Origin of the sequence: Barnesiella propionica (assembly GCF_025567045.1) — a bacterium.
In the GTDB taxonomy this organism is placed as follows: domain Bacteria; phylum Bacteroidota; class Bacteroidia; order Bacteroidales; family Barnesiellaceae; genus Barnesiella_B; species Barnesiella_B propionica.
In genome coordinates, this window is the sequence record NZ_JAOQJK010000002.1 from 337,512 (window position 1) to 362,456 (window position 24,945).

Consider the following 24,945-nt stretch of genomic DNA (forward strand, 5'->3'; position numbering starts at 1 on the left):
ACATGGCTACTGATAAGACAAAAGTTGAAAAAGAATATACAGTGGAAGAAAAACTGAAAGCACTGTACGAATTACAAACGATGCTCTCTGAGATTGACCGTATCAAGACTTTAAGAGGGGAACTTCCTCTTGAGGTTCAGGATCTTGAGGACGAAATCGTGGGACTCGAAACTCGTATCCAGAACTTCCATAAGGAAATAGAAGAGCTAAAGGCTGCCGGTGTCGCCAAGAAAGTGGAAATTCAAAATGCTCAGACACTCATAGATAAATATACCGCTCAGCAAGATAATGTGAGAAATAATCGTGAATTTGATTTTTTGTCTAAAGAAATTGAGTTTCAAACCCTTGAAATCGAACTTTGTGAAAAGAGAATCCGCGAATTTGCCGCTGCTCAGCAATCTAAGAACGAAGAAGTCATTGCTTGTCAGGAAACATTGCAGGACCGGAAACATATCTTAGGTGAAAAGAAAAGCGAATTGGAAGAGATCGTGTCGGAGACTAAACAAGATGAAGAGAAATTACGTGAAAAGGCTAAAAAAATAGAAGCACGCATAGAGCCACGTTTGCTTTCTGCTTTTAAACGTATCCGTAAAAATGCCCGTAATGGTCTGGCCGTTGTATATATACAACGTGATGCTTGCGGAGGTTGTTTCAACCGTATTCCGCCTCAGAGACAACTGGATATCAAGATGCGTAAAAAAATTATCGTATGTGAATATTGCGGACGTATTATGATCGATCCCGAATTGGCCGGAGTAGCTGAAAAATTAGCAGAAAAAGAAAAGTAAGTTAAGAGTTTATATTAAATATCGGTAAGCCGGAAAGTATGTGATTATTTTTCCGGCTTATTTTATATAAAGCAGAATAATATGATTTTAGGTACATTGGAAAACAGCAAACGTATAGAATTGCTTCATCCGGCCTTTAAAACTCTTTTCGAGTATGTGAAATCTCATAATTTTTTGAAAGAAAAGGAGACCTGCGTAAAATTAGACGGAGATAACCTTTACATAAATAATTCAGAGTCGGAGCTAAGAGATAAAAGAGAAATCCAGCTTATTGAAGTTCATCGTAAATACATTGATGTACATATTCCTTTGGACAAGATGGAAACGATAGGATGGAAGCCTCTTTCCAAATTATCTGGAGAGAAAGATGTTTATAACGAAGAAAAGGATTTCATTTTTTATGAAGCGTCTTGTGATACTTATGTTGATGTATGGCCCGGTCAATTTCTTATCATATATCCTGAGGACGGTCATGCTCCTATTATAGGTAAAGGAAAGATCCGGAAATTATGTGCTAAGGTCAGGATTATAGAATAGTATTAGAAGCATCTTGTACGTATATCATAAAAAAGCCGTAAATAATTTACGGCTTTTTTATGATTATCAGATAGAAGTATTATTTCTTTTCTGCATTCATACTTGCTTTTATTAGATAACCGATAAGTAATAAATATATTATTAAACCTACAGCCTGGAGGGCTCCTTCGCTCATCTCATTGTTATATTCGAAACCGGCAAACCGTATACAGGTACTTACAACTCCCATTAAAGCACCTCCTGCAATGAATCCGGACGCGAGTAACGTTCCTTTGTCCAGACGGGCTTTATTGACTTTTTCATCTTTACTTCGTGTACTTACATACCAGCTTACAAATCCTCCGATAACCAGCGGGGTGTTCAGTTCCAATGGAATGAACATTCCTAAAGCGAATGCCAATGCAGGAATTTTAAAGAATGTAAGAAGAACGGCAAGTAACGCACCTATACCGTATAATAACCATGGAGCGCCCTTGCCCATCATTAAAGGTTCTATAACTGCAGCCATTGCATTAGCCTGGGGCGCGACGAGGGCATTTTCTCCTGTAAATCCGTAAGTTTTGTTCAACAGGAGTATAACACCTCCCACTGTAGCTGCAGATACGAGGGCCCCCAGGAATTTCCAACTTTCTTGTTTTGCCGGTGTGCTTCCCAGCCAGTAACCTATCTTCAGGTCGGTAATAAATCCTCCCGCCATAGATAGTGCGGTACATACAACGCCTCCGATAACCAAGGCAGCGACCATTCCTGTTGTCCCTTTTAGTCCTATGGCTACCAGTATGACCGAAGCCAGAATCAAGGTCATCAGGGTCATACCCGATACGGGGTTGGTGCCTACAATAGCGATGGCATTAGCGGCTACGGTCGTGAATAGAAATGCTATTATGGCAACAACCAAAAATGCGATAACAGCTTGTGTCAGATTGCCTATCACCCCCAGATAAAAGAAAAGGAAAGTAAGTATGAGGGCGACAATGCTGGCTATAGCTATAAATTTCATTGAAAGGTCGCGTTGTGTACGTGGAACAACTTTTTTTATAGTTTCCGTTTTTCCTTTCAGTTCTTTTGATGCAAGTCCTACCGCACTTTTAATAATCCCCCAAGAGCGTATGATACCTATTACTCCGGCCATGGCGATACCTCCGATACCGATATGACGGGCGTATGTAGTAAATATTTGTTCGGGCGACATCTGATTTACAGTGTTAATAATATCGTTGTTACCTAGTGCCAGTACAATGTCTCCGAAAAAAAGATTAAGCCCGGGTATGATAATGAACCATACGAAAATAGAACCGGCACAAATGATCATACTATATTTGAGCCCTACTATATATCCGAGTCCTAATACGGCAGCACCGGTATTTACTTTGAATACTGTTTTTGCTTTTTCGGCAACTAAATCTCCGAACGGAAGGATGCGGGTCGTGAGAACTTCGCTCCACCAACCGAAAGTAGATAGGAGAAAATCATAAAGACCTCCTATGAGACTAGCAAAAATAAGAGGTTTTGCCTGATTACCTTCTTTTTCACCGGAGATAAGAACCTGTGTTGTAGCTGTCGCTTCGGGAAAAGGATATTTTCCGTGCATGTCCGAAACGAAATATTTACGGAAAGGAATAAGGAACAAAATACCCAGAATTCCACCTAAAAGTGAACTCAGGAATACTTCTATGAAATTCACTGTTACTTCGGGATAACGCGATTGCAGGATGAAAAGGGCCGGTAATGTGAATATGGCTCCGGCTACGATGACACCCGAACAGGCTCCGATAGATTGTATGATGACATTTTCTCCCAAAGCGTTTTTTCGTTTGGTTCCATTTGAGAGCCCTACGGCGATAATGGCGATAGGTATCGCAGCTTCAAATACTTGTCCTACTCTTAAGCCCAGATAAGCTGCCGCTGCTGAAAAAATGATAGCCATGATAATTCCCCAGGATACCGACCATAAATTTACTTCCGGATAGGTACGATCTGGTGACATCACAGGCTCAAACTTTTCACCGGGTTTTAATTCCCGAAATGCGTTATCGGGTAACTCGACGGGTTGTTTTTTGTTTGTTTCCATTCGTATTATTATATTATATTCTTGTTGTTTGTTAAAATTCGAGGCAAGTTAATAAAAAACGGAAATATAACAGATATAACCTCTTCACTTTTTAAAAATATTATAATAGTATTTAGATAAGGATTTCGATTTTTCTGATTAAATTTGTTTTATCAAGAATGAATATATGAAAGAGATAATAGATTTTTTAATCCGGTTACGGGAGAATAATAACCGGGAGTGGTTCCAGGAGCATAAGCCCGAATATGATAAATTGAGAACAGTCTTCATCCGTTACCTGGAAGATTTGCTGCAACAACTGGCTGTATTTGATGATGATATGAAAGGACTTGAGGCAAAGGATTGTTTATACCGCATATATAGAGATATTCGTTTTTCATCAGATAAAACTCCTTATAAAACATATTTTTCCGCCTATATGGCAAAAGGAGGGCGTAAGAGTTTGCGGGCCGGATATTATTTGCATATCGAACCCGGGAATTGTTTGTTGAGCGGAGGAGTGTGGTGTCCTGAACCAAAGTTATTAAAATCTCTTCGTCAGGCTGTTTATGATAATGTAGATGAATTTCTCGGAATCGTTGAAGATGCACGATTCAAAAGAGTGTATCCCGGATTTGAGGGTGAAACACTTAAAATAGTACCCCGTCCTTTCCCGAAGGATTTTGAATACCCCGATTTATTAAAAAGAAAAGACTATGTAGTAATTGGTAGGAAACCAGAGACTTTCTTTTTTAAACCGGATTGGATGAAGAAAGCGGCGGCGGATTTTCAAGTACTGAAACCGTTCAATGATTTTTTAAATTATACTGTAGATGAACTGTATGAGTAATAGGAAAGTTTAGATAATTAGATAAAAGATAAGCGGATTGTATAACAAAATATATAGTCCGCTTATCTTTTATTTGTTTGTCTTATATTTTTAGGTCGTATTATTTTGAAACTCACCTTTAATGAGACGCCTTATAGACCAGTATGCGGGATGCAAGGTATATTTAGGACGTATGTTATTTTCTTTTACCCTGAATAATAACAGGCAAAAAACGGTTTTTAGGAGATGAACTAATGTTGTTCGGTGAATGTTATATTCCATTACCAATTATAATCCGAACAATATGGATACAAATATTCTAAAAATTCTGGGTGATGACCAGGAATACCTGCTGGGGCACATCTGTCGTACTATAGATAAGACTCTTATACATATTCCTTCTCCCCAGATCATTGATAAAATATGGAGTGAGACGGACAGAAACAATCCTACATTGAACAGTTTGCAAGCTTTGATAGGGCATGGGCGTTTGGCACATACCGGATATGTCTCAATTTTACCTGTGGATCAGGGTATTGAACATACTGCAGGTTCTTCTTTTTCTCCGAATCCTATTTATTTTGATCCTGAAAATATTGTAAAATTAGCGATGGAAGGCGGATGTAATGCCGTTGCTTCTACTTTTGGCGTATTAGGTATGGTCGCCCGAAAATATGCGCATAAAATTCCGTTCATCGTGAAAATAAACCACAACGAACTTCTTTCTTACCCTAATTCTTATGACCAGGTTTTATTCGGAACTGTAAAAGAAGCCTGGAATATGGGAGCCGTGGCTATCGGCGCCACTATATATTTCGGATCTCCCGAAAGCCGCAGACAAATTACGGAAATTGCGAGAGCTTTTGCATATGCGCATGAATTGGGTATGGCTACTATTTTATGGTGTTATTTGCGTAACAATGGGTTTAAGAAGGATGGCATCGACTATCATGCATCTGCAGATCTTACCGGACAAGCCAATCATTTGGGGGTAACTATAGAGGCTGATATCGTGAAACAAAAGTTACCTGTGAATAACGGAGGTTTCAAAGCAATTCAATTTGCTAAAAGCAATGATAAAATGTATTCTCAATTATCTTCGGAGCATCCGATAGATATGTGCCGTTACCAGGTAGCCAACGGATATATGGGACGTGTAGGACTTATAAATTCAGGGGGTGAATCTCACGGGGATTCCGATTTGAAAGAAGCCGTAGTAACAGCCGTAATTAATAAGAGGGCAGGCGGTATGGGCCTAATAAGCGGAAGAAAAGCCTTTCAGAAACCTATGAAAGAAGGAATAGAGCTATTACATGCTATACAAGATGTTTATCTGGATACAAAAATTACATTGGCATAGTATCAAATAAAACTCCTCACAAAAAGTGTGAGGAGTTTTATTTGTCATAGTAATTATTTTTTAGGTTGTAGAAAAGATATTAACCACAATAGAACAATTGCGCCGACGACTGAAGTTACCAGACTTCCCCAGAAACCGATGGCTGCAAGTCCGAATAGTCCGAAAATCCATCCTCCCAACACTCCTCCTATTATACCTACGATTAGGTTTACAATAAGACCGAATCCTCCGCCTTTCATTATTCTACCTGCCAGGTATCCCGCTAAAATACCGATAATGATGTACCAAATGAATCCCATAATTTTATACAATTATAAATTAAATACATTGTTTATATAACAGGATTGTCTGTTATTTTGTTCCCTGCTTTGCATGACTTGATAATAATTCGCCACTTATTATGGACTTTTGCCCCATATTTATATTTTAGACCCATTATTAATGCATATATACCGTTCTTTTGGAAAACATTAAAATCGTGTGTTTGTTTGTATAAAAAAGGACGAAAATTATGATTCTTGCAAAAAAACATGAGGAGTTAAAAACACTGTTTTCGCTTAATAAACCTACAGTGTTGAATGATGGTAAGACGGAGATTAATTTCTGCAGTTTCATCCAGAAAAAAGGTGAAGATGAAATGCTGGTTTTCCAAAGTCAGATGAAAGGAGCCGGTTTTTGTTCTGTAAGTGATGATGAAATACAGGAAAACAGAGAATTTGTATATCCTGTATTCCGTCCGGTAAGCAGGAGCAAGTCAAATAGTGCTATCCTTTTATTGCATGGGTTGAATGAACGAAGTTGGGAAAAGTATTTAACGTGGGCCGATTATTTGTGCCGAAATACCGGACGTGCCGTTATTTTGTTTCCCATTGCTTTTCATATGAATAGGACTCCGGGGTACTGGACCAATCCTCGTTATATAATTCCCTGGGTAATGGCCAGAAGACAGCAAATAGCCGATCTCAGTAATTCTACGTTTGTTAATATGGCTTTGAGCAGTAGATTGTCCGAACATCCTGTGCGATTATACATTTCGGGACGGGAGTCTGCATATAACATATGGCAACTTGTAGGGGATATTGTATCGGGTGGACACTTATTGTTTGAAAAGAATACGCAGATAAATATCTTTGCCTATTCTATCGGAGCATTACTTTCACAAGTATTGTTGTTGGCAAATCCGGATAAGCTGTTTGACAGCACAAAATTATTTATGTTCTGTGGCGGATCTATATTTAAACGTATGAACGGAAATGCCCGCGATATTATGGATAAAGATGCATTTTCCCGTGTGCAGGACTATTTTATGCATACATTTACCGATAGAAAAAAGGAGCCTATGCTTTCTCGTTTTCTTAAAAACGATACATTAGAAAATGCTTTCAGAACGATGTTGAAAGCAGAGACATATAAAGAACTCAGGGAGTCTTTCTTTGAAAAAGCAAAATCAAGAATTCATATTTTGGCATTGCAAAAAGATATGGTAATGCCTACCAATGGTATACATGAAGCTGTCGGAGACAATAATTATGATGATATGGTAGAGGAGCTGGACTTTCCATTCCAATATTCACATCAGAATCCTTTCCCTTTGAATAATAATAAAGATAGTTCTTTGATTGATCAGGCGTTTCAGATGGTTTTCGGCCGTGCTGCTTCATTTTTAGCATAAGAATCATTTAAATCATATCTCTACTTTTATTATTGCTATATGTTAATAAATAAAAAAACATTTGGTAATAATAAATTTATTATGACATTTGCATTATTAACAAAACTGTTAAACATTTATGATAACAAAAAAGGATAAAAAAAAGAACACGGAACAGGATATACTCAAAGCTGCCGAAAACGAGTTTCTCGATAAAGGATTCGTAGGAGCGAAAACTACCGAAATAGCGAGATTGGCAGGCGTAAATCATGCCATGTTGCACTATTATTTCAGGACAAAAGAAAATCTTTTCGATGAAATATTTAAACGTAAAGTAAAAATAATGACGAAATCGGTATATGAAGTTATGAATACCGATTTGCCGTTTCTGGATAAATTGGAATATGGAATACGGAAACATTTCGAATTTGTTCTGAAAAATCCCAAGTTACCTTTTTTTCTTTTGAACGAAATTCTTAGAAATGAAACTTTGTCTTACTGGCGCACTAATTATTTTATTCCTAATATCGCTGTATTATTGGATAAACTGGAAGTATTGATTCAAGAGGAAGTAGAAAAGGGAAATATTCGACATATACATGCAATCGATTTAATAACTGATATTATATCACTTAACGTCTTTGTTGTCTGTTTCCAACCTATTATAGATGGTTTAACGGAGAGGTGCGGGATCGGTTATGAAGAATATACCGCTCGCAGATGTGACGAGAATGTTATGCTTATTATAGGGAGATTGAAAAAATAATTTATAAAGAACAAGATATATGAAACTTTTATTGCATAGTCTGGTATTTGGTATCAGTTTTTCATTTTCGGCATATGCTCAATATACCATTGATGAGTGTTGGAAAAAGGCTGAAGAAAATTATCCTATGATAGAACGCTACGGACTTATTGAGCAGAGCGAAAATTATACTTTGTCCAATGCTTCCAAAGGCTGGTTGCCTCAATTCACGCTATCGGCGAAAGCGACATATCAGTCCGATGTCACAAAATTACCTATGAATATTTCAAATATGAACATAAAGACTCCTGATAAAGATCAATATCAGGTTGCGGCTGAGGTCTCTCAGGCTATATGGGATGGAGGGAATATCCGTTCACAAAGAAAGATTGCTCAGGCGTCTTCAGTAGTTGAAAAGAAGCAGCAGGATGTTAATATGTACGCTTTACGTGAAAGAATAAACAATTTGTTTTTCGGTATTTTGTTACTGGACGAGCAATTAAAGCAAAACGCTATTTTACAACAGGACCTGGAACGGCAATTCAATACTATAAGTTCCTATATAGAAAGCGGGATTGCCAATCAGGCTGATTTGGATGCAGTGAAAGTTACACAGTTAAATATTAAACAGCAGAAGGCGGAACTGACTTCCTCCCGAAACGCATATTTACAAATGTTGTCTTCTATGACGGATACCGACATGTCTGCCGGGCTTGTACGTCCTGATGAATTACCTGTATCGACTGAAATCAATCGGCCGGAACTATTTTTGTTTAATGCGCAGCAGTCTTTATACGAACAGAAAAAAAATGCGATCTCTGCGCGTAATATGCCTAAATTCAGTGCTTTTTTTCAAGGCTTATATGGAAATCCGGGTTTGAACATGTTAAAGAATGATTTTGCATTTAATTATGTAGCCGGAATACGTATGTCTTGGAACTTCGGTTCTTTCTATACAAAGAAAAATGATATCCGCCTTATTGAAACTGATAAGCAAAATATAAGTATCCAGAAAGAGACTTTCTTATACAATACTAAGTTGCAAATATTACAGGAAACCAATGAAATAAAAAAATTGAGAATCTTGATGACAGACGATAGTGAAATTATTTTGTTAAGAAAAAATATTGTCAAAGCGTCCGAAGCCAAAGTAGAAAACGGAACATTAAGTGTCAGTGAGTTGCTTCGTGATATTAATTCGGAAAGTCAGGCTGTACAAAATAAGATACTGCATGAAATTCAGTTGCTCAAGGCTATTTACCAGTTAAAAAATACGACAAACAATTAATTACCTTTAGATATATGAATACTCGCAATTTATTAATAGGTTTTGCAGCGATGTCTTTATTCGTCGCTTGTAAGGGGAACGATAACCAATTCGATGCCACCGGAACTTTTGAAGCTACAGAAGTTATCGTTTCGTCCGAAGCTACCGGACGTATTTTAAGATTGGATATAACCGAAGGAGATATTTTGAAAGCCGGAGTCCCTGTGGGAAATATAGATTCGATGCAGCTCTATTTGAAAAAACTGCAATTACAGACAAACAGTAAGGCCGTAGAAAGCAGAAAGCAAAATATAGCTAAACAGATAGCGGCAACTAAAGAACAGATAGCAGTACAAAAAAGAGAACAAAAACGTTTTGAAAAATTATTGTCCAGCAATGCTGCTAATCGGAAACAACTGGACGATATAGAATCACAAATAGCAATATTGGAAAAACAGCTTGCTGCCCAGATATCCAGCCTTGAAAGTAACAATGCCAGTGTCAGCGGTGAAAGTTCGGCTTTGGATATACAGGTAGCACAAATCGAAGATAATCTGACCAAATGCTATATAAACAGTCCCATTTCGGGAACCGTGTTGACTAAATATGCTGAAGCCGGAGAATTTACCACCAATGGTAAACCATTGTTCAAAGTTGCTGATATGGAGAATATGATTTTACGTGCCTATATTACTGCCGACCAGTTAACCAAATTAAAGCAAGGACAGCAAGTTGCTGTTTTTTCCGATTTCGGAGATAAAGCCAAGAGAGAATATAAAGGATATGTCAATTGGATATCCGATAAAGCGGAATTTACTCCAAAAACCATTCAAACCAGAAATGAGCGTGCCAATCAGGTATATGCTGTTAAAATATTTGTAAAAAATGACGGTTATCTCAAAATCGGCATGTATGGAGAATTGAAATTTTAATTATATGGCTGTTGTTCAGGTAAATCATATTACAAAAAGTTATGGCTCTCAGCGAGCTCTTAGTGATATTTCCTTTGACGTTGGAAAAGGGGAATTGTTCGGTATAATTGGTCCGGATGGAGCTGGAAAAACTACGTTATTCCGAATACTTGCTACTTTGTTGATTGCTGATGAGGGAACGGCCAGTATAGGAGGTTTAGACATTTTGAAAGATTATAAAGAGATACGGAGACGAATAGGATATATGCCGGGACGTTTTTCTTTATATCAGGACATGACCGTAGAAGAAAATCTTAATTTTTTTGCTACGGTTTTCGGGACGACAATACGGGAAAACTATTATCTTATAGAAGATATATATAAGCAAATTGAACCTTTTAAGAATCGTATGGCCGGAAAATTATCGGGGGGTATGAAACAGAAACTGGCACTCAGTTGCGCACTAATACATAAGCCGGAGGTATTGTTTCTGGATGAACCGACAACAGGGGTGGATCCTGTATCCAGAAAAGAATTTTGGGAGATGCTCCGGCGTCTGAAAAAACAAGGTATTTCTATTGTAGTTTCTACTCCGTATATGGATGAAGCTTCGTTGTGTGACCGTATAGCTCTGATACAGGATGGAAAATTTATGGGTATCGACACTCCATCCGGTATGATAGAATCTTATACCGAGTCGTTATGGGCTGTGAGTGCAGACCGTATGTCTTCATTGCTTCATGATTTGAGAAAGGAGGCAAATATAAAAAGTTGTTTTGCTTTCGGACAAGTCCATCATATAACCGTAACGTCCGGTTTTTCACCGGATACATTGGAAGATATTTTAAAAAAAGAAGGATATAGATCCGTTAAAATATCACCCATAAAAGCTACGGTTGAGGATTGTTATATGCAACTCGCCAAAAAAGAATGATATGAAAGAACAAATAGTAATACATGCTGATAAACTCACAAAACGATTCGGAGATTTTATAGCCGTGAATGAAATAAGTTTTGAAGTGCACAAGGGCGAAATATTCGGTTTTCTGGGAGCAAATGGTGCGGGAAAAACTACGGCTATGAGAATGCTTTGCGGGCTGTCCCGGCCTACATCAGGAATCGGATTTGTAGCTGGATATGATATCGGTAAAGAACAGGAATGCGTAAAAAAGAATATCGGGTACATGAGCCAGAAATTTTCATTGTATGAAGATTTGAAAGTATGGGAGAATATCCGGCTTTTTGGGGGGATATATGGAATACCGGAAAAAGAAATTTCTATTAAGACACACGAGTTATTGCATCACTTGGGAATGGAAAATGAACGTAATAATCTGGTGCGCAGTCTGCCTTTAGGATGGAAACAAAAACTGGCTTTTTCCGTAGCTATTCTGCATGAACCCAAAATCGTTTTTTTAGATGAACCTACAGGCGGGGTAGATCCAGCCACCCGCCGCCAGTTCTGGGAAATGTTATATGATGCGACCGATCGGGGAATTACAGTATTTGTGACGACTCATTATATGGACGAAGCTGAATATTGTAACCGGGTATCCATCATGGTAGACGGAAGAATAGAGGCACTGGCGAGTCCGGAAGAACTCAAGAGACAATTCGGAACTGATACGATGGAGGACGTTTTCCATCAGTTAGCCCGTAAAGCAACAAGAGGAGAATAAATCATGAAACAATTTTTATCTTTCGTCCGTAAGGAGTTCTATCATATACTTCGTGATAAACGTACCGTGCTTATATTGTTAGGTATGCCGATTGTTCAGATAATTTTATTCGGATTTGCCATAAGTACCGAAGTAAAAAATGCTAGGATAGCCGTATTGGATTCGTCCAAAGACCTGATGACTTCGCAAATAGTTCAAAAGCTTGGTGCAAGTGAGTACTTTACGATTGTGGATGATTTTCACAGCCCGGAGCAGATAGAACCTGCTTTTCAAAAAGGTGAGATAGATATGGTGGTCGTATTTGAAGATCATTTTATCAAAAATCTGCAACGGACAGGGAGAGCCGATATACAATTGATTACTGATGCATCCGATCCTAATACGGCTACAATGGTGGCTAACTATGCAACGAATATTATCGCTATGTACCAACAGGAGCAGATGATGTTTTCAGGTTCCTCCATACAGATTGTACCACAGTTGAAATTACTATATAACCCAGGCATGAAAGGTGCGTATAATTTTGTCCCTGGTGTTATGGGGCTTATACTAATGCTCATATGTGCCATGATGACATCCATTGCCATCGTACGTGAAAAAGAACGGGGTACTATGGAAATACTATTAGTTTCTCCTTTAAAGCCTATATTTATTATATTGGCTAAGGCTGTTCCTTATTTTACATTGTCTTGTGTGAACTTGTGTACGATACTTCTACTTTCGGTATATGTTTTGGGGGTTCCGGTTGCCGGAAGTATTTTCTGGCTTGCTGTATTATCGCTTATTTTTATTTTAGTATCTCTTTCTTTAGGGTTGCTTATATCGACAATAGTAAAAACACAGGTAGCAGCAATGCTGGCCTCCGGTATGGTTTTGATGATGCCGGTTATGCTGCTGTCGGGTATGATGTTTCCTATAGAGAGTATGCCCTGGCCGCTACAATGGCTGTCCAATATTATTCCTGCCCGTTGGTATATAGTATCGGTAAAGAAAATTATGATAGAAGGATTGGATATCTCATTCGCATACAATGAATTGTTTATATTAAGCGCAATGGCGGTATTATTAATGGCGGTAAGTCTCAGGAAATTTAAAAATAGATTGGAATAATATGATAATCAAATATTTGATAGAAAAAGAATTCAAACAATTTACGAGAAATGTATTTCTTCCTAAATTGGTATTCATCATGCCTTGTGTTATGCTCTTGATCCTTCCTTGGGCTGTAAGTATGGAAGTAAAAAATATCAATCTTGCAATAGTCGATAAGAGCAATAACCAATGGTCTCATCGGTTGGCGGAAAAAATTTCAGCGTCAGAATATTTTATATTAAAATCGGTAAATGATTCTTATGACAATGCATTAAATCAAATCGAAGAAGGAACGGTGGATGTCATACTTGAAATATTACCCGATTTCGAACCTGTTCTGATTAAAGAAGGAGCAGTCCCCATGCAGATATCGGTAAATGCGGTGAATGGAACAAAAGGTTCTTTGGGCGGTTCTTATCTTGTCAACATCATAACGGATTTTGGCAATGAGATTAAGAATGAAATAAAGGCCGACGTATCCAATCCTCTTATCCATGTAATTACACAAAATAAGTTTAATGCGGAATTGAATTATAAGGATTATATGGTTCCGGCCTTAATGGTTATGTTGTTGACTATGCTTTGTGGCTTCTTGCCGGCTCTTAATATTGTGAGTGAGAAAGAAATAGGAACTATAGAGCAGATCAATGTTACACCTGTTACCAAAGCCGTTTTTATTTTGTCAAAACTCATTCCATACTGGATCATCGGTTTTATTGTTCTTACCATAGGAATGATTATTGCCTGGCTTATCTACGGTCTTATACCATTAGGAAATCTGCTGACTATATATGCCGGAGCAATCGTATATGTATTGGTCGTTTCCGGTTTTGGTTTGGTAATATCCAATTATTCCGGAACCATGCAACAAGCTATGTTTGTCATGTTCTTTTTTGTTATGATTCTTTTACTTATGAGCGGTCTTTTTACACCTATAACCAGTATGCCTCACTGGGCGCAGGTGATTACAATATTTAATCCTTTGAAATATTTTATTCAAATTATGCGTTGGGTGTATTTGAAGGGAAGCGGCTTTACCGATCTCATTACACAATTCGGTGCATTATTTTCATTTGCTTTATTTTTTAACGGATGGGCTGTTCTTAGTTATAAGAAAAGTGCCTGATATAATAAAAAGAGACAAAGGTGTGAATATTACACATACCTTTGTCTCTTTTTATATGTAAATATCATACGGGGATAACTCCGATACCGGGTCTGTCGGGTATTTTTACTTGCCCATTTACAATCTTTATACCGTCAAACCGGTCGTTAGAAATAAGCAGGTTTCCGTCCAGATCGGCCCAATCCATTAATGGCGATAATTGTGCGGCGGCTGTAACGGCACATGAAGTTTCGGTCATACAACCTACCATCAACTTCATGTTCAATGCACGTGCCAGAGTTACCATTTTATAAGCTTCATGCATTCCGGTACTTTTCATTAATTTTATATTTATGCCGTCATATACACCGTAAGCTCTTTGTACGTCGGGCAGACGTTGTAAAAATTCATCAGCGATAATAGGCAAAGGGCTACGTTCTTTTATCCAGGCCGTTTCGTCTATTTTTTCTTTTGGCATAGGCTGTTCTACAAACAGACAATTCCGTTCACTCAACCACTGGATCATCTCCAACGCTTTTTCTTTATTATCCCAGCCCTGATTCGCATCCACGCATATGGGGCGATCGGTGACAGAGCGGATTATGTTGACCAGTTCTTTATCATTGTCCAATCCCATCTTTATTTTTATAACATTATAAGGAGAGGCTTCTTCTATTTTCTGCCGTACGATTTCTGCTGTATCTATCCCTATAGTAAATGATGTATCCGGTGCTTTTTCAGGAGTGAGACCCCAAATCTTATACCATGGTTGTTGCATGATTTTGCCCAAGAGGTCATGCAGGGCTATATCTATAGAGGCCTTTGCCGCCCTGTTGTCCGGTGCTGCCGAATCTACATAATCCAGTATTTCTTCCAACCTGAAAGGGTCGGTAAATTGGCTTAAATCCAGGCTACTAAGGAATTTACAGACAGACACTTGTGTTTCGCCCAGATAGGGAGGCATGGACGATTCTCCATAGCCTATAATTCCGTCATATTCGAGTTGAACCAATACATCGGGGGTATGTGTCCGGGAATTCTTTGCCAGATTGAAAGCATGACGTAATTTAAGATCGTAAGGTTCAAAGCTTAGATTCAATTTTCCTGATGATCTTTTTTTCTTTTCCGTACTACAGGCTGTCAGTAGTGTTCCTGATGTTCCGGCTGCTAATATCCCTATACCTGTTGCTTTTAAAAAATTTCTCCGATCCATAATATATTCTTGTTGATGATACAATCATTCTGTTATTTCCGGTCAAAATACCAGTCATGATCTTTTACCTGAATGATTCCCGGTGTATTTAATGCCGTTTTTATTCGCGTTGTGCTTAGAAAAGGTGTAGTAAGGTAGTTTTGAGCAGACGGGTCTACACTATTGATTTTTACATAACCAGAAGAATGGATATATTCTCCGTTACGAAGATACATCGCTACATGAGTTACCCGTCCGTTTTCATTGCCAAAAAAAAGTAAATCACCTAATTGACATTCTTTCCATTTTTCCGGAATATTTTTATTTCCGGCGAGCGCTTGTTGAGATGCATCCCGGGACAGAATAACACCGTTTGCGAAATAATTCGTTTTTACGAATCCCGAACAGTCTACTCCTTTGACAGATGTGCCTCCCCATAGATATGTGACGCCCATCATGGAACGGGCTGTTTTTTCAATTTTATTCATATCTAACGGCTGTGACGCCCATTTGTCAAACTCTTTTGTTTCGCTCCGGTTTATATATCCCTGCCGACCGTCAGGCAATGTCACATATAATTTGTCTCTTGTACTTTTAGGGGTTTGGGATATTTCCAAGATGCATCCCAGAACGATATCCGAGACGGGAGCGGAATTGTATTTGTCTGTTTGCTCCCAAATATGTCCGTGATATCCGGTATAGATATAACGTTCTGATTTTCTCCAGGCTGCCATTTCATCTTGTGTTTTTAAAGAAAGAGAAGATGCAGGAATCCAGCTGATATAAGAGTCTGGAGTTTGTATGCGATACCATCCTCCTTTTTTTTCCAATATTTTTACCGGGGTTCCCATAATGGCCTGAGTGACCATCTCTGAAGCATGAGCAGGTTTTTCCCTTAAATGTGCGCAACAAAGGGTGACAATGCCCCAATTTTTATCACCTAAGCGGTTATCCGGTAATATTTTAATATAACTGCTATAGGGGATATTTTCTTCATTTAGTTTATTTTCCAGAGCGCGCACTGCTTGCGGATTATCAGATTTTCCTTTGAGTATATAATGATCATCTGATACTTTTTCTCCGGATATTTCAAAAACAGCTATCCGTTTATCCGGTGCATATTCTTTTTTTATTTCGTTTATGCTGTTTTCTAAATTTTGGGCCATACTTGTAAAAGAAAAACTTATGAGAGTAAAAAGTAACAATCTGTATAACTTAATGTTTGACATAATTATTTATTTGTTTTATTATATTTTATATCTAAGTGGTAATTCCATAATGGATAAAATAGATTTCCGTTTTTCCATTCTACTTCTCCTGTCTGAAAATCTACTGTTTCACTCCTCAGATGCCGTTTAGGAGGATATAACTCTTTTCCATAGTCACTATTTATCGCGAGGCGGTATGTGTCGATCCCCGTTTTATAGAAATTCCTGATTAAATAATCTTCAGAATCTTGGTTGCCGAATGACATATCTACCGGAACCCAGCCTATTCCTTCAAAATATATTTCTCCCCAATCGTGTAGATTTACCCGGTTGGGATGAAGCATCCAGCCGCTCTGCCATCTGGCAGGGATGCCCTGACTTCTTAACATTGTGATGTATAACAATGTAACCTGTCCGCAATCGCCGTGTTTCATATTTATAACATATTCCGGAATATTGGGAATAGTACTGTATTCCAAAGCTCCCGCCCAGGAAAAATTTTGATCTATCCAGTCATAGATTAATGCAGCCTTCCGAATGGGATTCTTTTCTTGACCGACAATCTCTTTCGCCATTTTGGAAATTCTTTCACTGAATAAAATATGAGGATTACGCTGGCTGGTGTAGGTTCTATATAAGTAACTATTTGTATTATATGGTTTTAAATCGTTCTGCATTTTTTTTGGAAAAAAATATTGAGAATGGGCCATATAGCTGAAATTAATACTGAAAACCGTCGCTGAGTCCTTTATTGCCGTTTTTTCCATATATACTGATCTATGTGGACTATTTGCCGGAGATATCAGATGCTTTTCCGGAATACTTTTCCATAATTTAATTTGGGTTTGCCGTTCTATTTCCTGGGGAAAAGGCAACCAGCAACGAATAGTTTCTCCGTGCGGAACCACATTGGGTTTTACGGTGAGAGTAAAAGTAATATCCATTTCGACAGAATCGGACAAGAGGCCGGACTGGAGAGTTGATTTAATAATATGATCCGTATGTTTTAACCGGAAATCACGGCTATAGGTATCTATATAGGTTTCATCTTGTCTCAGACTATCCAACTCCGGTGCAAGTCGGATTAAATTACTTATAGCTTTGCGAAAATACATTTTTTTTCCATCGATTACACGTGTTTCCAGCCATTTATCTTTTTCCCAGTGAGCTATAAGAGTACTGTCTGCATTTGGTATCTTTTGGAATATCTGTTGTATTCCGTCTGTTTGAGATATGCTAAAATCCCGGCGTATACGTTGAATGATTTGGGACAGGGAATCTATCTGCCATCTGTTTTTTTCCGGATATACTGTTTGAATGGAATCTATATATGCTTGTGCTTTATTTAATTCTCCATTCTGTATCAATGAGTCTGCCCGGTCTTGCCATGATGTTATATTTTTTTGTTTTTGACATCCGGAAAAAAGAATTGAAATTCCCGATAAAAATAGTAGTAAAAAATATCTCATGTATATGAATTTTAAACAAAAATACATTTTTTGTTCGTTAATTCCATACAATTAATAACTTTTTATACAGATAATATTAAATCTATAAACATATTTGTGGTAATTCCCAGAAAAAAGTTTTAGGATGATAATAGAGTAAATAATCCCGAATGATCCGTATCGTATCTTTTTCTATGATTTCATCCGATACAGGAAATTGATTATATATTACGGCATATATTTCCAGGTTTCTTTTCGCTAATGCTTCCAAAGAGAGTATGGTATGATTTATACTGCCCAGCCGTCCGGACGTAACTAATATTACCGGATATTTTTCTTCTGAAATAAAATCAATAGTCAGTTTTTCCCGGGTGATAGGAACCATTAATCCTCCGGCTCCTTCCAGCAATACGCAGTCATATTTTTGTATAAGTTTTTCAGTAGATAGTTTGATCTTTTCCAGATTTATTTTTTCATTATCAATTTCGGCTGCCAGATGCGGAGAGGCCGGATAAGAAAATACGATGGGGTAGGTAAGTCCTTCGATATCTTCTTGAGTAGGAGTTATTCCCATAATTTTACGGTGTAGAACGATGTCTTCGGAATAACCTTTATTGCCGGTTTGAATAAATTTTTGGGTGATAGTCCTGATACCCTCTTTGTTCATTTTCCTTGCCAGCCATCCGGTAGCATAGCTTTTGCCTATATTCGTGTCGATACCGGAAATAAAATAAACCTGTTTCATGATATATTTACTTTTTTCGTCCTGTAATATAGATAGGATGGTATGTAAGCGATACCCCTTTTTTCGTTGTGTATAATTCCCGATAGTCGTATTCAAACCGGGACAATTTGCTCTTATTCCAATGTTCTTGCATAATACCGTTTACTCCTGTCGATTTTAAATGTCGCAGAACATCACGAGGGGATGGAAATACCAATGATATAATCTCTTCTGTAATTTCTACAGAATCAAAATAGCGAGAAAATAGAGAATTCAGATATTCCACATTTTCATATTTTAATCCACAGTTTGTTATTGTTTTTATTTCTTGCAGATTATTAATTCCGAAAGTGCTAAAAGCGATTACACCGCCCGATGCCAGATTTTTTTCTATCTTTCGCAAAAAGGTTTCCAGATCAGTAAACCATTGTATGGCAGAAGATGAAGCTATCAGATCATAAGTTTCAGAGAATACTATTTTTTCAGCATCCCCAGGTATAAATACGAACTTGTTCTGGATGTCGGAAATATAAGGTTCCATCTCTATGCAAAGATCATTTATCATAAAGAAGTCCGGAGAATATTTTTTAGCCAGTTTGCGGGTCAGGAATCCTGTTCCGCAGCCTATTTCCAATATGCGATTTTTTTCGGAAATAGGATAGGGATGTATCAGCTTATTTAAACTATCTGCAATATGCATTTGCACTTTAGCGCCTTTATTGTATGATTCCGCCGTTTTTCCAAAACGGTTAGCTATCAGTTTTTTATCAATGCGATCACTGTATATTTTTCGGAATAAATCGATAAAATGTGCATCATTGGTTTTTATGACATGAGGATGAGTACTCCATGCTCTCTTCTGATTTTCTGCCGGAAATATCATATCACGGGTTCCGATGATTATTTCATCCCATTGATATTCCGGAGGATTAATTTCTTTGACCTGATTTCCAATATTCTCCAGCTCTTTTTTTAGATCATCCAGTTTTCTGTCAGGCAAATGATTTTGAAAAGATTCCAAGACTTCCTTTTGTCCGCACATTCTTCTGTAGAATTTGTGTAAAGTTTGTTCATTGAGAGAATCAAGGGTACCCTGGAATATGGCAGGGGGGATGCCATATTCATCGTCAATAGCCGGGATGGTTCCGTTTATAGCCGTACTTTTTATTATGGGAAGTGCCGTATTTGAAAGAATAACCGAAGAAGCCCATACGCCGAAAGACCATGCATAAACACATATTGTTTGATAGGGCCGGAAAAGGGATTCGTCAAAATCCAGACAGGTATAATCATAGCAGATACAACAATCACATCCTATAGAATTCAGTTCACGGAACGGTTTTTCGTCCATGCCCCAACCGGCAAATATTAGAATTAAATTGGGGCTATCGCAATGTGACACAAAATAATATTTCATATTTTGCAAGTATTTAGATTTATAACTAACCTTTCTATTTGTTCTTCGGTACACGCTGCGTGAAGTGATATGCGCAGTCTTGAAGTTCCTTCCGGTACGGTAGGAGGCCTTACCGGCAATAAATAGAAACCGTGACGTTGTAAATAAAGAGATGCATTGACAGCGCTGTCTGCCGTACCGGTTATAAACGGTATAATATGACTTTTGCTATTACTCTTTAACTTGTCTGTCTTTTCTCTCAACAAACGGCTAATATGTGAGAGGTAAATTCTTTTATCGTTCATATAGACCATTTTGTTAAGAACAAACGATGTCCACTGCAGATTTACCGGTGGCAAAGCAGTCGTAAAAATAAGAGGTCTCATCGTGTTTACCAGGTATGATTTAATTTCCTTGGAACAGATGAGATATGCACCTATAGAAGCTAAGGCTTTTCCGAATGTTCCTACCAGAAAATCTATATCATGCAGATGATCGTATTGTTCACTACAGCCCAAACCTCGTTCACCTCTTACGCCGAATGCATGAGCCTCGTCAACATATAAAAAAACATTTCCATATTGTTTTTTCAATTCTACCAAGCGATTCAGGTCGCATTCGTCCCCGTCCATACTGAAAATACTTTCTGTCACAATAAAAATATGTTCATAGTTACGGTGGTTTTCAGATAATAGTCGTTCCAATTGTTCATAGTTATTATGACGAAAACGAATACACCGGGCTCTGGATAGTCCTATACCGTCCACTATACTGGCATGTACGAGTTTATCTGCCAGAATAAGAGAATGATGATCTGCAACCGCAGGTAATATTCCGCTATTAGCATGATAACCGCTATTGAATACCAATGCGGCTTCCGAATCGAATAATCTTGCCAGTTGTTTTTCCAGATAATCATACTCGCCAGAGTTCCCGGTAAGAAGACGGGATGAGGATGAAGTAAAACTGAACTTTCCGGGTGACACATGCGATAAAAATTCTTCTTTTAACGCTGTATCTCCGGCTAACCCCAGATAATCATTGGAAGACAAGTTCAACATATGTTTACCATCTTTAATAATCTCATATCCGCATTCTTTTACTGTGGGTAAAATGCGCAGATTACCTTTTTCTGTAATGGAAGATAATTGTTTTGAAAAATAAGAATTCGTCATGACTGTAATTTTACTACTTCAAGTAAAGCGGATGTCAATTGGCTTAGTTCCTCCGGTTCAATAATGAAAGGTGGCATAATATACACTAATTTGCCGAATGGTCTTACCCAGACGTTCCGTTCGACGAATTGTTTTTGAATATCAGCCATGTTTACAGCTATTTTCATCTCGATAACACCAATAGAACCGAGAACACGTACATCTGCCACCTGAGGCAATTCACGGGCCGGGGCTAATTCCCTTTTCATTTGCATTTCTATATCGTGTACTTTCTTCTCCCAATCCGATGATAAAAGCAACGATACGGATGCTTTAGCTATCGCACATGCCAGAGGATTACCCATAAAAGTAGGGCCATGCATGAATACACCAGGATCGCCGCTCGAGATAGTATGTGCTATTTTTTCTGTCGTGAGTGTTGCTGCCAAAGTCAGGTATCCTCCTGTAAGTGCTTTTCCGATGCACATGATATCAGGAGTGACACCGGCATGTTCCCAGGCAAATAATTTTCCGGTACGTCCGAAACCGGTCGCTATTTCATCGAAGATCAGCAATACTCCGTATTTTTCACATAAACGTTTTGCTTCTTTCAGATATTGAGGATGATAAAACCACATGCCTCCGGCTCCCTGAACAATGGGTTCCAGTATAAATGCAGCGAAATGCCCTGCATATTTTTCGAATGCAGTTTCCAGTGGTTGAATGTCCGTTTCGTCCCATTCGGAATCAAACCGGCTGGAGGGTGACGGTATAAAATATCGTTTTGGCAAAGCTTCTCCGAAAAGGGAATGCATGCCTGTGACCGGATCGCAAACGGACATAGCATTCCAGGTATCTCCATGATAGCCGGAACGAATAGTGATAAAATTACATTTTTCTTTTTCTCCTTTAGCGTGCCAAAATTGTATCGCCATTTTAAGAGCGACTTCTACCGAGACAGAACCAGAGTCGCAATAAAAAATATGCTGCATGGAAGATGGAACTATTTTCAGCAATAATTCTCCGAGTTCTATGGCTGGGCGATGAGTTAAACCGCCGAACATAATATGAGACATATCTTCCAGTTGGTTCCGGGCTGCGTTATTCAGTACAGGATGGTTGTATCCGTGGATGGCGGCCCACCAAGAAGACATACCGTCTATGAGCCTGTGTCCGTCTTCAAGTTCTATATATACACCTTCTGCCCTCCGGACAGGATAGGTTGGCAATGGATCTATCGTAGATGTGTACGGATGCCATAAGTGTTCCGAATCAAAATTTTCCATTAAGTTATATTTTGCAATAAAAAACCGGCAACACATAAATAGTATGTATTTCCGGTTCGAAATTTGTTATAAACAGATTCAGTTGAAGTATGGAAAACCGATGTGCAATTACTGTTCCATGCTTCTTTCAAAATTACTTCGGAATGAAGTATTATTTTATAGAAAAAATCTTCTGGCCGCTTTTCTTTTTCTTCATTATCTATATATGAAATCTTTTCGGTTGTAAGAGAGGAGGTTTGTTTTTTCAAGGAAATATCAGTGATCCGATAATCCAGCGTACCTATATTTACACACTTTCCCATACTGCAAAAAGCAGCGAATTTATGCCGGCTCCAACGCCGGAAATGTAAAATGACCTGCGATAAGTGTATGTGTGTATTCATAAATAAACGCTTGTGCGAACAAATGTACAAATAATATTTCTATTTACGAATGAATAAAGGTTTTCTTAAAACTTTATCAACCAATTGGCAGTTTCTTGTTATATTTGAACACCGAAAGGTTAAAATGGACAATTCATTTATCCTGAATATAATCTTTTACTCTAAATAAGATGAATAAGATTCTTAAATATAGCATAGTATCTATTTTTAATATGCTTTTAATTTCTTGCAATACAGGCGTTGAAAGTACAAAGAGAATTACTGTTAAAGATGTAATAAAAGAAATCCCGAAAAGTAAAGAAGAAGTCTTTGCAGAAGATTATTTCAGAACGGAAGGTTGTGAAAAATGGCTTCCGGGAAAATTGTTTATATATATTGATGACAAGTTATCGGTCGTATTACATCCTGAAACACCGGAACCATCTGATTCAATGTCTTTAAAAGGTAAAATATTTACATATATTGGCGGCACAGAGGAGACTGTATTCGGTGATAAATATTACTATAATCTTATTTTCGAATGCGATAGAAAGAAATATCGATTTGAAACGGGAAAAACAAAAGAGGAAATAAGTGAAATGAACTATGTTCCCGTCATACCGCCGTTGATCGCTATAGATCAAATCAATATAGTAAAACAATTGTTGGAAAACCGGATTTTATATATTAAAACTCCCATTTGGTATAATGATAATGGAGAAATGATATCCGGAAGAAAGTTGATTCCGGTAAAAATTACGGATGCCGTACCCGGCAATACCGTTTTTCCTGTCAGGATTAATTTTATAGATGAGCAGGGAAATGCCGGAAGTGTGTATATGACTTTGCAAACTTCTTCCCGTACACAATATGTTACGTTTGACAAACTTTTCAGTTTCGATAATCCACGTGTGGCTTATAAAAATATAACGGATCAGGTGTGGGATAATATAACACGTGGAAAAGTAGCCAACGGAATGACGAAGGAGGAGTGTCAGCTATCATTGGGTGTGCCTTCGGAAATAAGAAGGATACCGACATATAGCGGACTTAAAGAGCAATGGAGTTATGGTACAGGTACTTATCTATTCTTTTCCGATGGAGTACTGATTGATTACAGATTATAAATTAAACAATAAATAGAGATATGTTTATTCAGGAAAATTTTTCTATACAAGAGCTTCATACGTTCCATATACCAGTAAAAACGCGCTGGTTCGCTGAATATGAATCCATTGAAGAACTTAAAGTTTTACTTCAAATGGATATTGTCAAAAATAATTTGTTTTTTCATATTGGAGGCGGAAGTAATTTGTTGTTTACAAAAGATTATCCTGGAGTGATAATACACTCGAAAATTCGTTTTATAGAGACTGTTGGAGAGACTTCGGATGAAATTTTTATAGAAGTCGGTTCCGGAATTGTTTGGGACGATTTTGTGGCATGGTGTGTCGATCATGGATATGGAGGTGCCGAGAACCTTTCATATATTCCTGGAGAAGTAGGAGCTAGTGCCATTCAAAATATAGGGGCCTATGGAGCCGAAGTAAAAGATATTATTGAACGGGTGGAAACTGTAGATATTAAAACAGGAAAATCCCGTATTTTTACAATTTCGGAATGTAAATATGGTTATCGTAGTAGTATTTTTAAACAATCTCTAAAAGGAAAATATATTGTAACGTCGGTGGTTTTCAGATTGAATAAGAAACCGGTATTGAATTTGGACTACGGGAATATAAGGGAAGCATTCGAAAATATGCCGGAAAAGAATTTAAGAAGTCTGAGAGAGGCTATTATTTCTATCCGCAAAAAGAAATTACCAGAACCTGATGAATTGGGGAGTGCCGGCAGTTTTTTTATGAATCCGGTTATCTCGTTAGATAAATATGTGGCATTAAAACAAACTTATCCGGATATGCCTTATTATCCGATGGGAAGTGATCGGGTTAAAATACCGGCTGCCTGGCTTATTGACCGCTGCGGATGGAAAGGGAAAACAGTGGGAGGAGCTGCTGTTTATGACAAGCAATGTCTTGTTATCGTAAATAAGAACGAAGCGACTTCCGAAGATGTAATAAAACTGTCTCAAATGATACAAGAATCTGTCTCCGATAAATACGGGATAAGCATACAACCTGAAGTGAATTTTATTTGAATA

General features: G+C 37.9%; 22 protein-coding genes and 1 pseudogene. 14 read left to right on the forward strand and 9 right to left on the reverse strand.

Going from position 1 to position 24,945, the window contains the following annotated elements; genetic code table 11:
• Positions 1-2 precede the first annotated feature (2 nt).
• Both OCV73_RS03885 and OCV73_RS03890 read left to right on the forward strand, forming a co-directional pair.
• Positions 3-788: a zinc ribbon domain-containing protein gene (locus tag OCV73_RS03885; RefSeq protein WP_147549226.1), complete on the forward strand. Its 786-nt coding sequence runs from the start codon at positions 3-5 to the stop codon at positions 786-788.
• An 81-nt stretch (positions 789-869) separates the two neighbouring features.
• Positions 870-1,325, forward strand: a complete 456-nt coding sequence (locus tag OCV73_RS03890) for a YhcH/YjgK/YiaL family protein (RefSeq protein ID WP_147549228.1) — start codon at positions 870-872, stop codon at positions 1,323-1,325.
• A 79-nt stretch (positions 1,326-1,404) separates the two neighbouring features.
• Here OCV73_RS03890 and OCV73_RS03895 read toward each other — a convergent pair whose 3' ends face one another.
• Entirely contained in the window at positions 1,405-3,396 is a 1,992-nt protein-coding gene (locus tag OCV73_RS03895; protein WP_147549230.1) for an OPT family oligopeptide transporter, read from the reverse strand.
• 166 nt (positions 3,397-3,562) lie between these two features.
• On the opposite strand from OCV73_RS03895, the gene OCV73_RS03900 reads away from it, so the two are divergent.
• Both OCV73_RS03900 and OCV73_RS03905 read left to right on the forward strand, forming a co-directional pair.
• The gene (locus OCV73_RS03900) at positions 3,563-4,225 is read left to right on the forward strand and encodes a DUF2461 domain-containing protein (protein WP_147549232.1); all 663 of its coding nucleotides are present in this window, start codon (positions 3,563-3,565) and stop codon (positions 4,223-4,225) included.
• A 283-nt stretch (positions 4,226-4,508) separates the two neighbouring features.
• Positions 4,509-5,564 (forward strand): class I fructose-bisphosphate aldolase, encoded by a 1,056-nt coding sequence (locus OCV73_RS03905; protein WP_147549234.1) that lies wholly within the window; start codon positions 4,509-4,511, stop codon positions 5,562-5,564.
• Positions 5,565-5,617: 53 nt separating this feature from the next.
• Here the strand turns inward: OCV73_RS03905 and OCV73_RS03910 are convergent, their stop codons facing one another.
• A complete protein-coding gene (locus OCV73_RS03910; RefSeq protein WP_147549236.1) occupies positions 5,618-5,863 on the reverse strand; it encodes a GlsB/YeaQ/YmgE family stress response membrane protein in 246 nt (81 codons plus the stop codon).
• Between the two features lie 212 nt (positions 5,864-6,075).
• Between OCV73_RS03910 and OCV73_RS03915 the strand changes: the two genes are divergently transcribed.
• From OCV73_RS03915 to OCV73_RS03950, 8 genes are all read left to right on the forward strand, one after another.
• The gene (locus OCV73_RS03915) at positions 6,076-7,236 is read left to right on the forward strand and encodes a DUF6051 family protein (protein WP_147549238.1); all 1,161 of its coding nucleotides are present in this window, start codon (positions 6,076-6,078) and stop codon (positions 7,234-7,236) included.
• 118 nt (positions 7,237-7,354) lie between these two features.
• Entirely contained in the window at positions 7,355-7,981 is a 627-nt protein-coding gene (locus tag OCV73_RS03920) for a TetR/AcrR family transcriptional regulator (protein ID WP_147549240.1), read from the forward strand.
• A gap of 19 nt (positions 7,982-8,000) precedes the next feature.
• Entirely contained in the window at positions 8,001-9,248 is a 1,248-nt protein-coding gene (locus OCV73_RS03925; protein ID WP_147549242.1) for a TolC family protein, read from the forward strand.
• A gap of 14 nt (positions 9,249-9,262) precedes the next feature.
• Positions 9,263-10,159, forward strand: coding sequence for an HlyD family secretion protein (locus OCV73_RS03930; RefSeq protein ID WP_147549244.1), 897 nt, complete (start codon positions 9,263-9,265; stop codon positions 10,157-10,159).
• A 4-nt stretch (positions 10,160-10,163) separates the two neighbouring features.
• Positions 10,164-11,072, forward strand: a complete 909-nt coding sequence (locus tag OCV73_RS03935) for an ABC transporter ATP-binding protein (RefSeq protein ID WP_147549246.1) — start codon at positions 10,164-10,166, stop codon at positions 11,070-11,072.
• 1 nt (position 11,073) lies between these two features.
• A complete protein-coding gene (locus tag OCV73_RS03940; RefSeq protein ID WP_147549248.1) occupies positions 11,074-11,817 on the forward strand; it encodes an ABC transporter ATP-binding protein in 744 nt (247 codons plus the stop codon).
• 3 nt (positions 11,818-11,820) lie between these two features.
• The gene (locus tag OCV73_RS03945) at positions 11,821-12,927 is read left to right on the forward strand and encodes an ABC transporter permease (RefSeq protein WP_147549250.1); all 1,107 of its coding nucleotides are present in this window, start codon (positions 11,821-11,823) and stop codon (positions 12,925-12,927) included.
• A 4-nt stretch (positions 12,928-12,931) separates the two neighbouring features.
• Positions 12,932-14,035, forward strand: coding sequence for an ABC transporter permease (locus OCV73_RS03950; RefSeq protein ID WP_147549662.1), 1,104 nt, complete (start codon positions 12,932-12,934; stop codon positions 14,033-14,035).
• 64 nt (positions 14,036-14,099) lie between these two features.
• On the opposite strand, the gene OCV73_RS03955 is transcribed toward OCV73_RS03950, so the two are convergent.
• From OCV73_RS03955 to bioA, 7 genes and pseudogenes are all read right to left on the reverse strand, one after another.
• Positions 14,100-15,230: an enolase C-terminal domain-like protein gene (locus OCV73_RS03955; protein WP_394802946.1), complete on the reverse strand. Its 1,131-nt coding sequence runs from the start codon at positions 15,228-15,230 to the stop codon at positions 14,100-14,102.
• 29 nt (positions 15,231-15,259) lie between these two features.
• Complete coding sequence (locus tag OCV73_RS03960) at positions 15,260-16,372, reverse strand: C40 family peptidase (RefSeq protein ID WP_243764643.1); 1,113 nt, start codon at positions 16,370-16,372, stop codon at positions 15,260-15,262.
• Between the two features lie 65 nt (positions 16,373-16,437).
• Positions 16,438-17,883: a transglutaminase-like domain-containing protein gene (locus OCV73_RS03965; protein WP_167551201.1), complete on the reverse strand. Its 1,446-nt coding sequence runs from the start codon at positions 17,881-17,883 to the stop codon at positions 16,438-16,440.
• 82 nt (positions 17,884-17,965) lie between these two features.
• A complete protein-coding gene (gene bioD, locus OCV73_RS03970; protein WP_147549258.1) occupies positions 17,966-18,607 on the reverse strand; it encodes a dethiobiotin synthase in 642 nt (213 codons plus the stop codon).
• Positions 18,608-18,614: 7 nt separating this feature from the next.
• On the reverse strand, positions 18,615-20,003 hold the full coding sequence (gene bioC, locus OCV73_RS03975; protein WP_147549260.1) for a malonyl-ACP O-methyltransferase BioC: 1,389 nt from the start codon (positions 20,001-20,003) through the stop codon (positions 18,615-18,617).
• The gene (locus OCV73_RS03980) at positions 20,000-21,157 is read right to left on the reverse strand and encodes an 8-amino-7-oxononanoate synthase (protein WP_147549262.1); all 1,158 of its coding nucleotides are present in this window, start codon (positions 21,155-21,157) and stop codon (positions 20,000-20,002) included. The genes bioC and OCV73_RS03980 overlap by 4 nt, the downstream gene beginning before the upstream one ends.
• A pseudogene (bioA, locus tag OCV73_RS03985) lies at positions 21,154-22,413 on the reverse strand (adenosylmethionine--8-amino-7-oxononanoate transaminase); the annotation flags it as partial. The gene OCV73_RS03980 and the pseudogene bioA, both read right to left, overlap by 4 nt.
• A gap of 562 nt (positions 22,414-22,975) precedes the next feature.
• Between bioA and OCV73_RS03990 the strand changes: the two are divergent.
• Both OCV73_RS03990 and murB read left to right on the forward strand, forming a co-directional pair.
• Positions 22,976-23,911, forward strand: coding sequence for a hypothetical protein (locus tag OCV73_RS03990; RefSeq protein WP_147549266.1), 936 nt, complete (start codon positions 22,976-22,978; stop codon positions 23,909-23,911).
• 20 nt (positions 23,912-23,931) lie between these two features.
• The gene (gene murB, locus OCV73_RS03995; protein ID WP_147549268.1) at positions 23,932-24,942 is read left to right on the forward strand and encodes a UDP-N-acetylmuramate dehydrogenase; all 1,011 of its coding nucleotides are present in this window, start codon (positions 23,932-23,934) and stop codon (positions 24,940-24,942) included.
• Positions 24,943-24,945 lie beyond the last annotated feature (3 nt).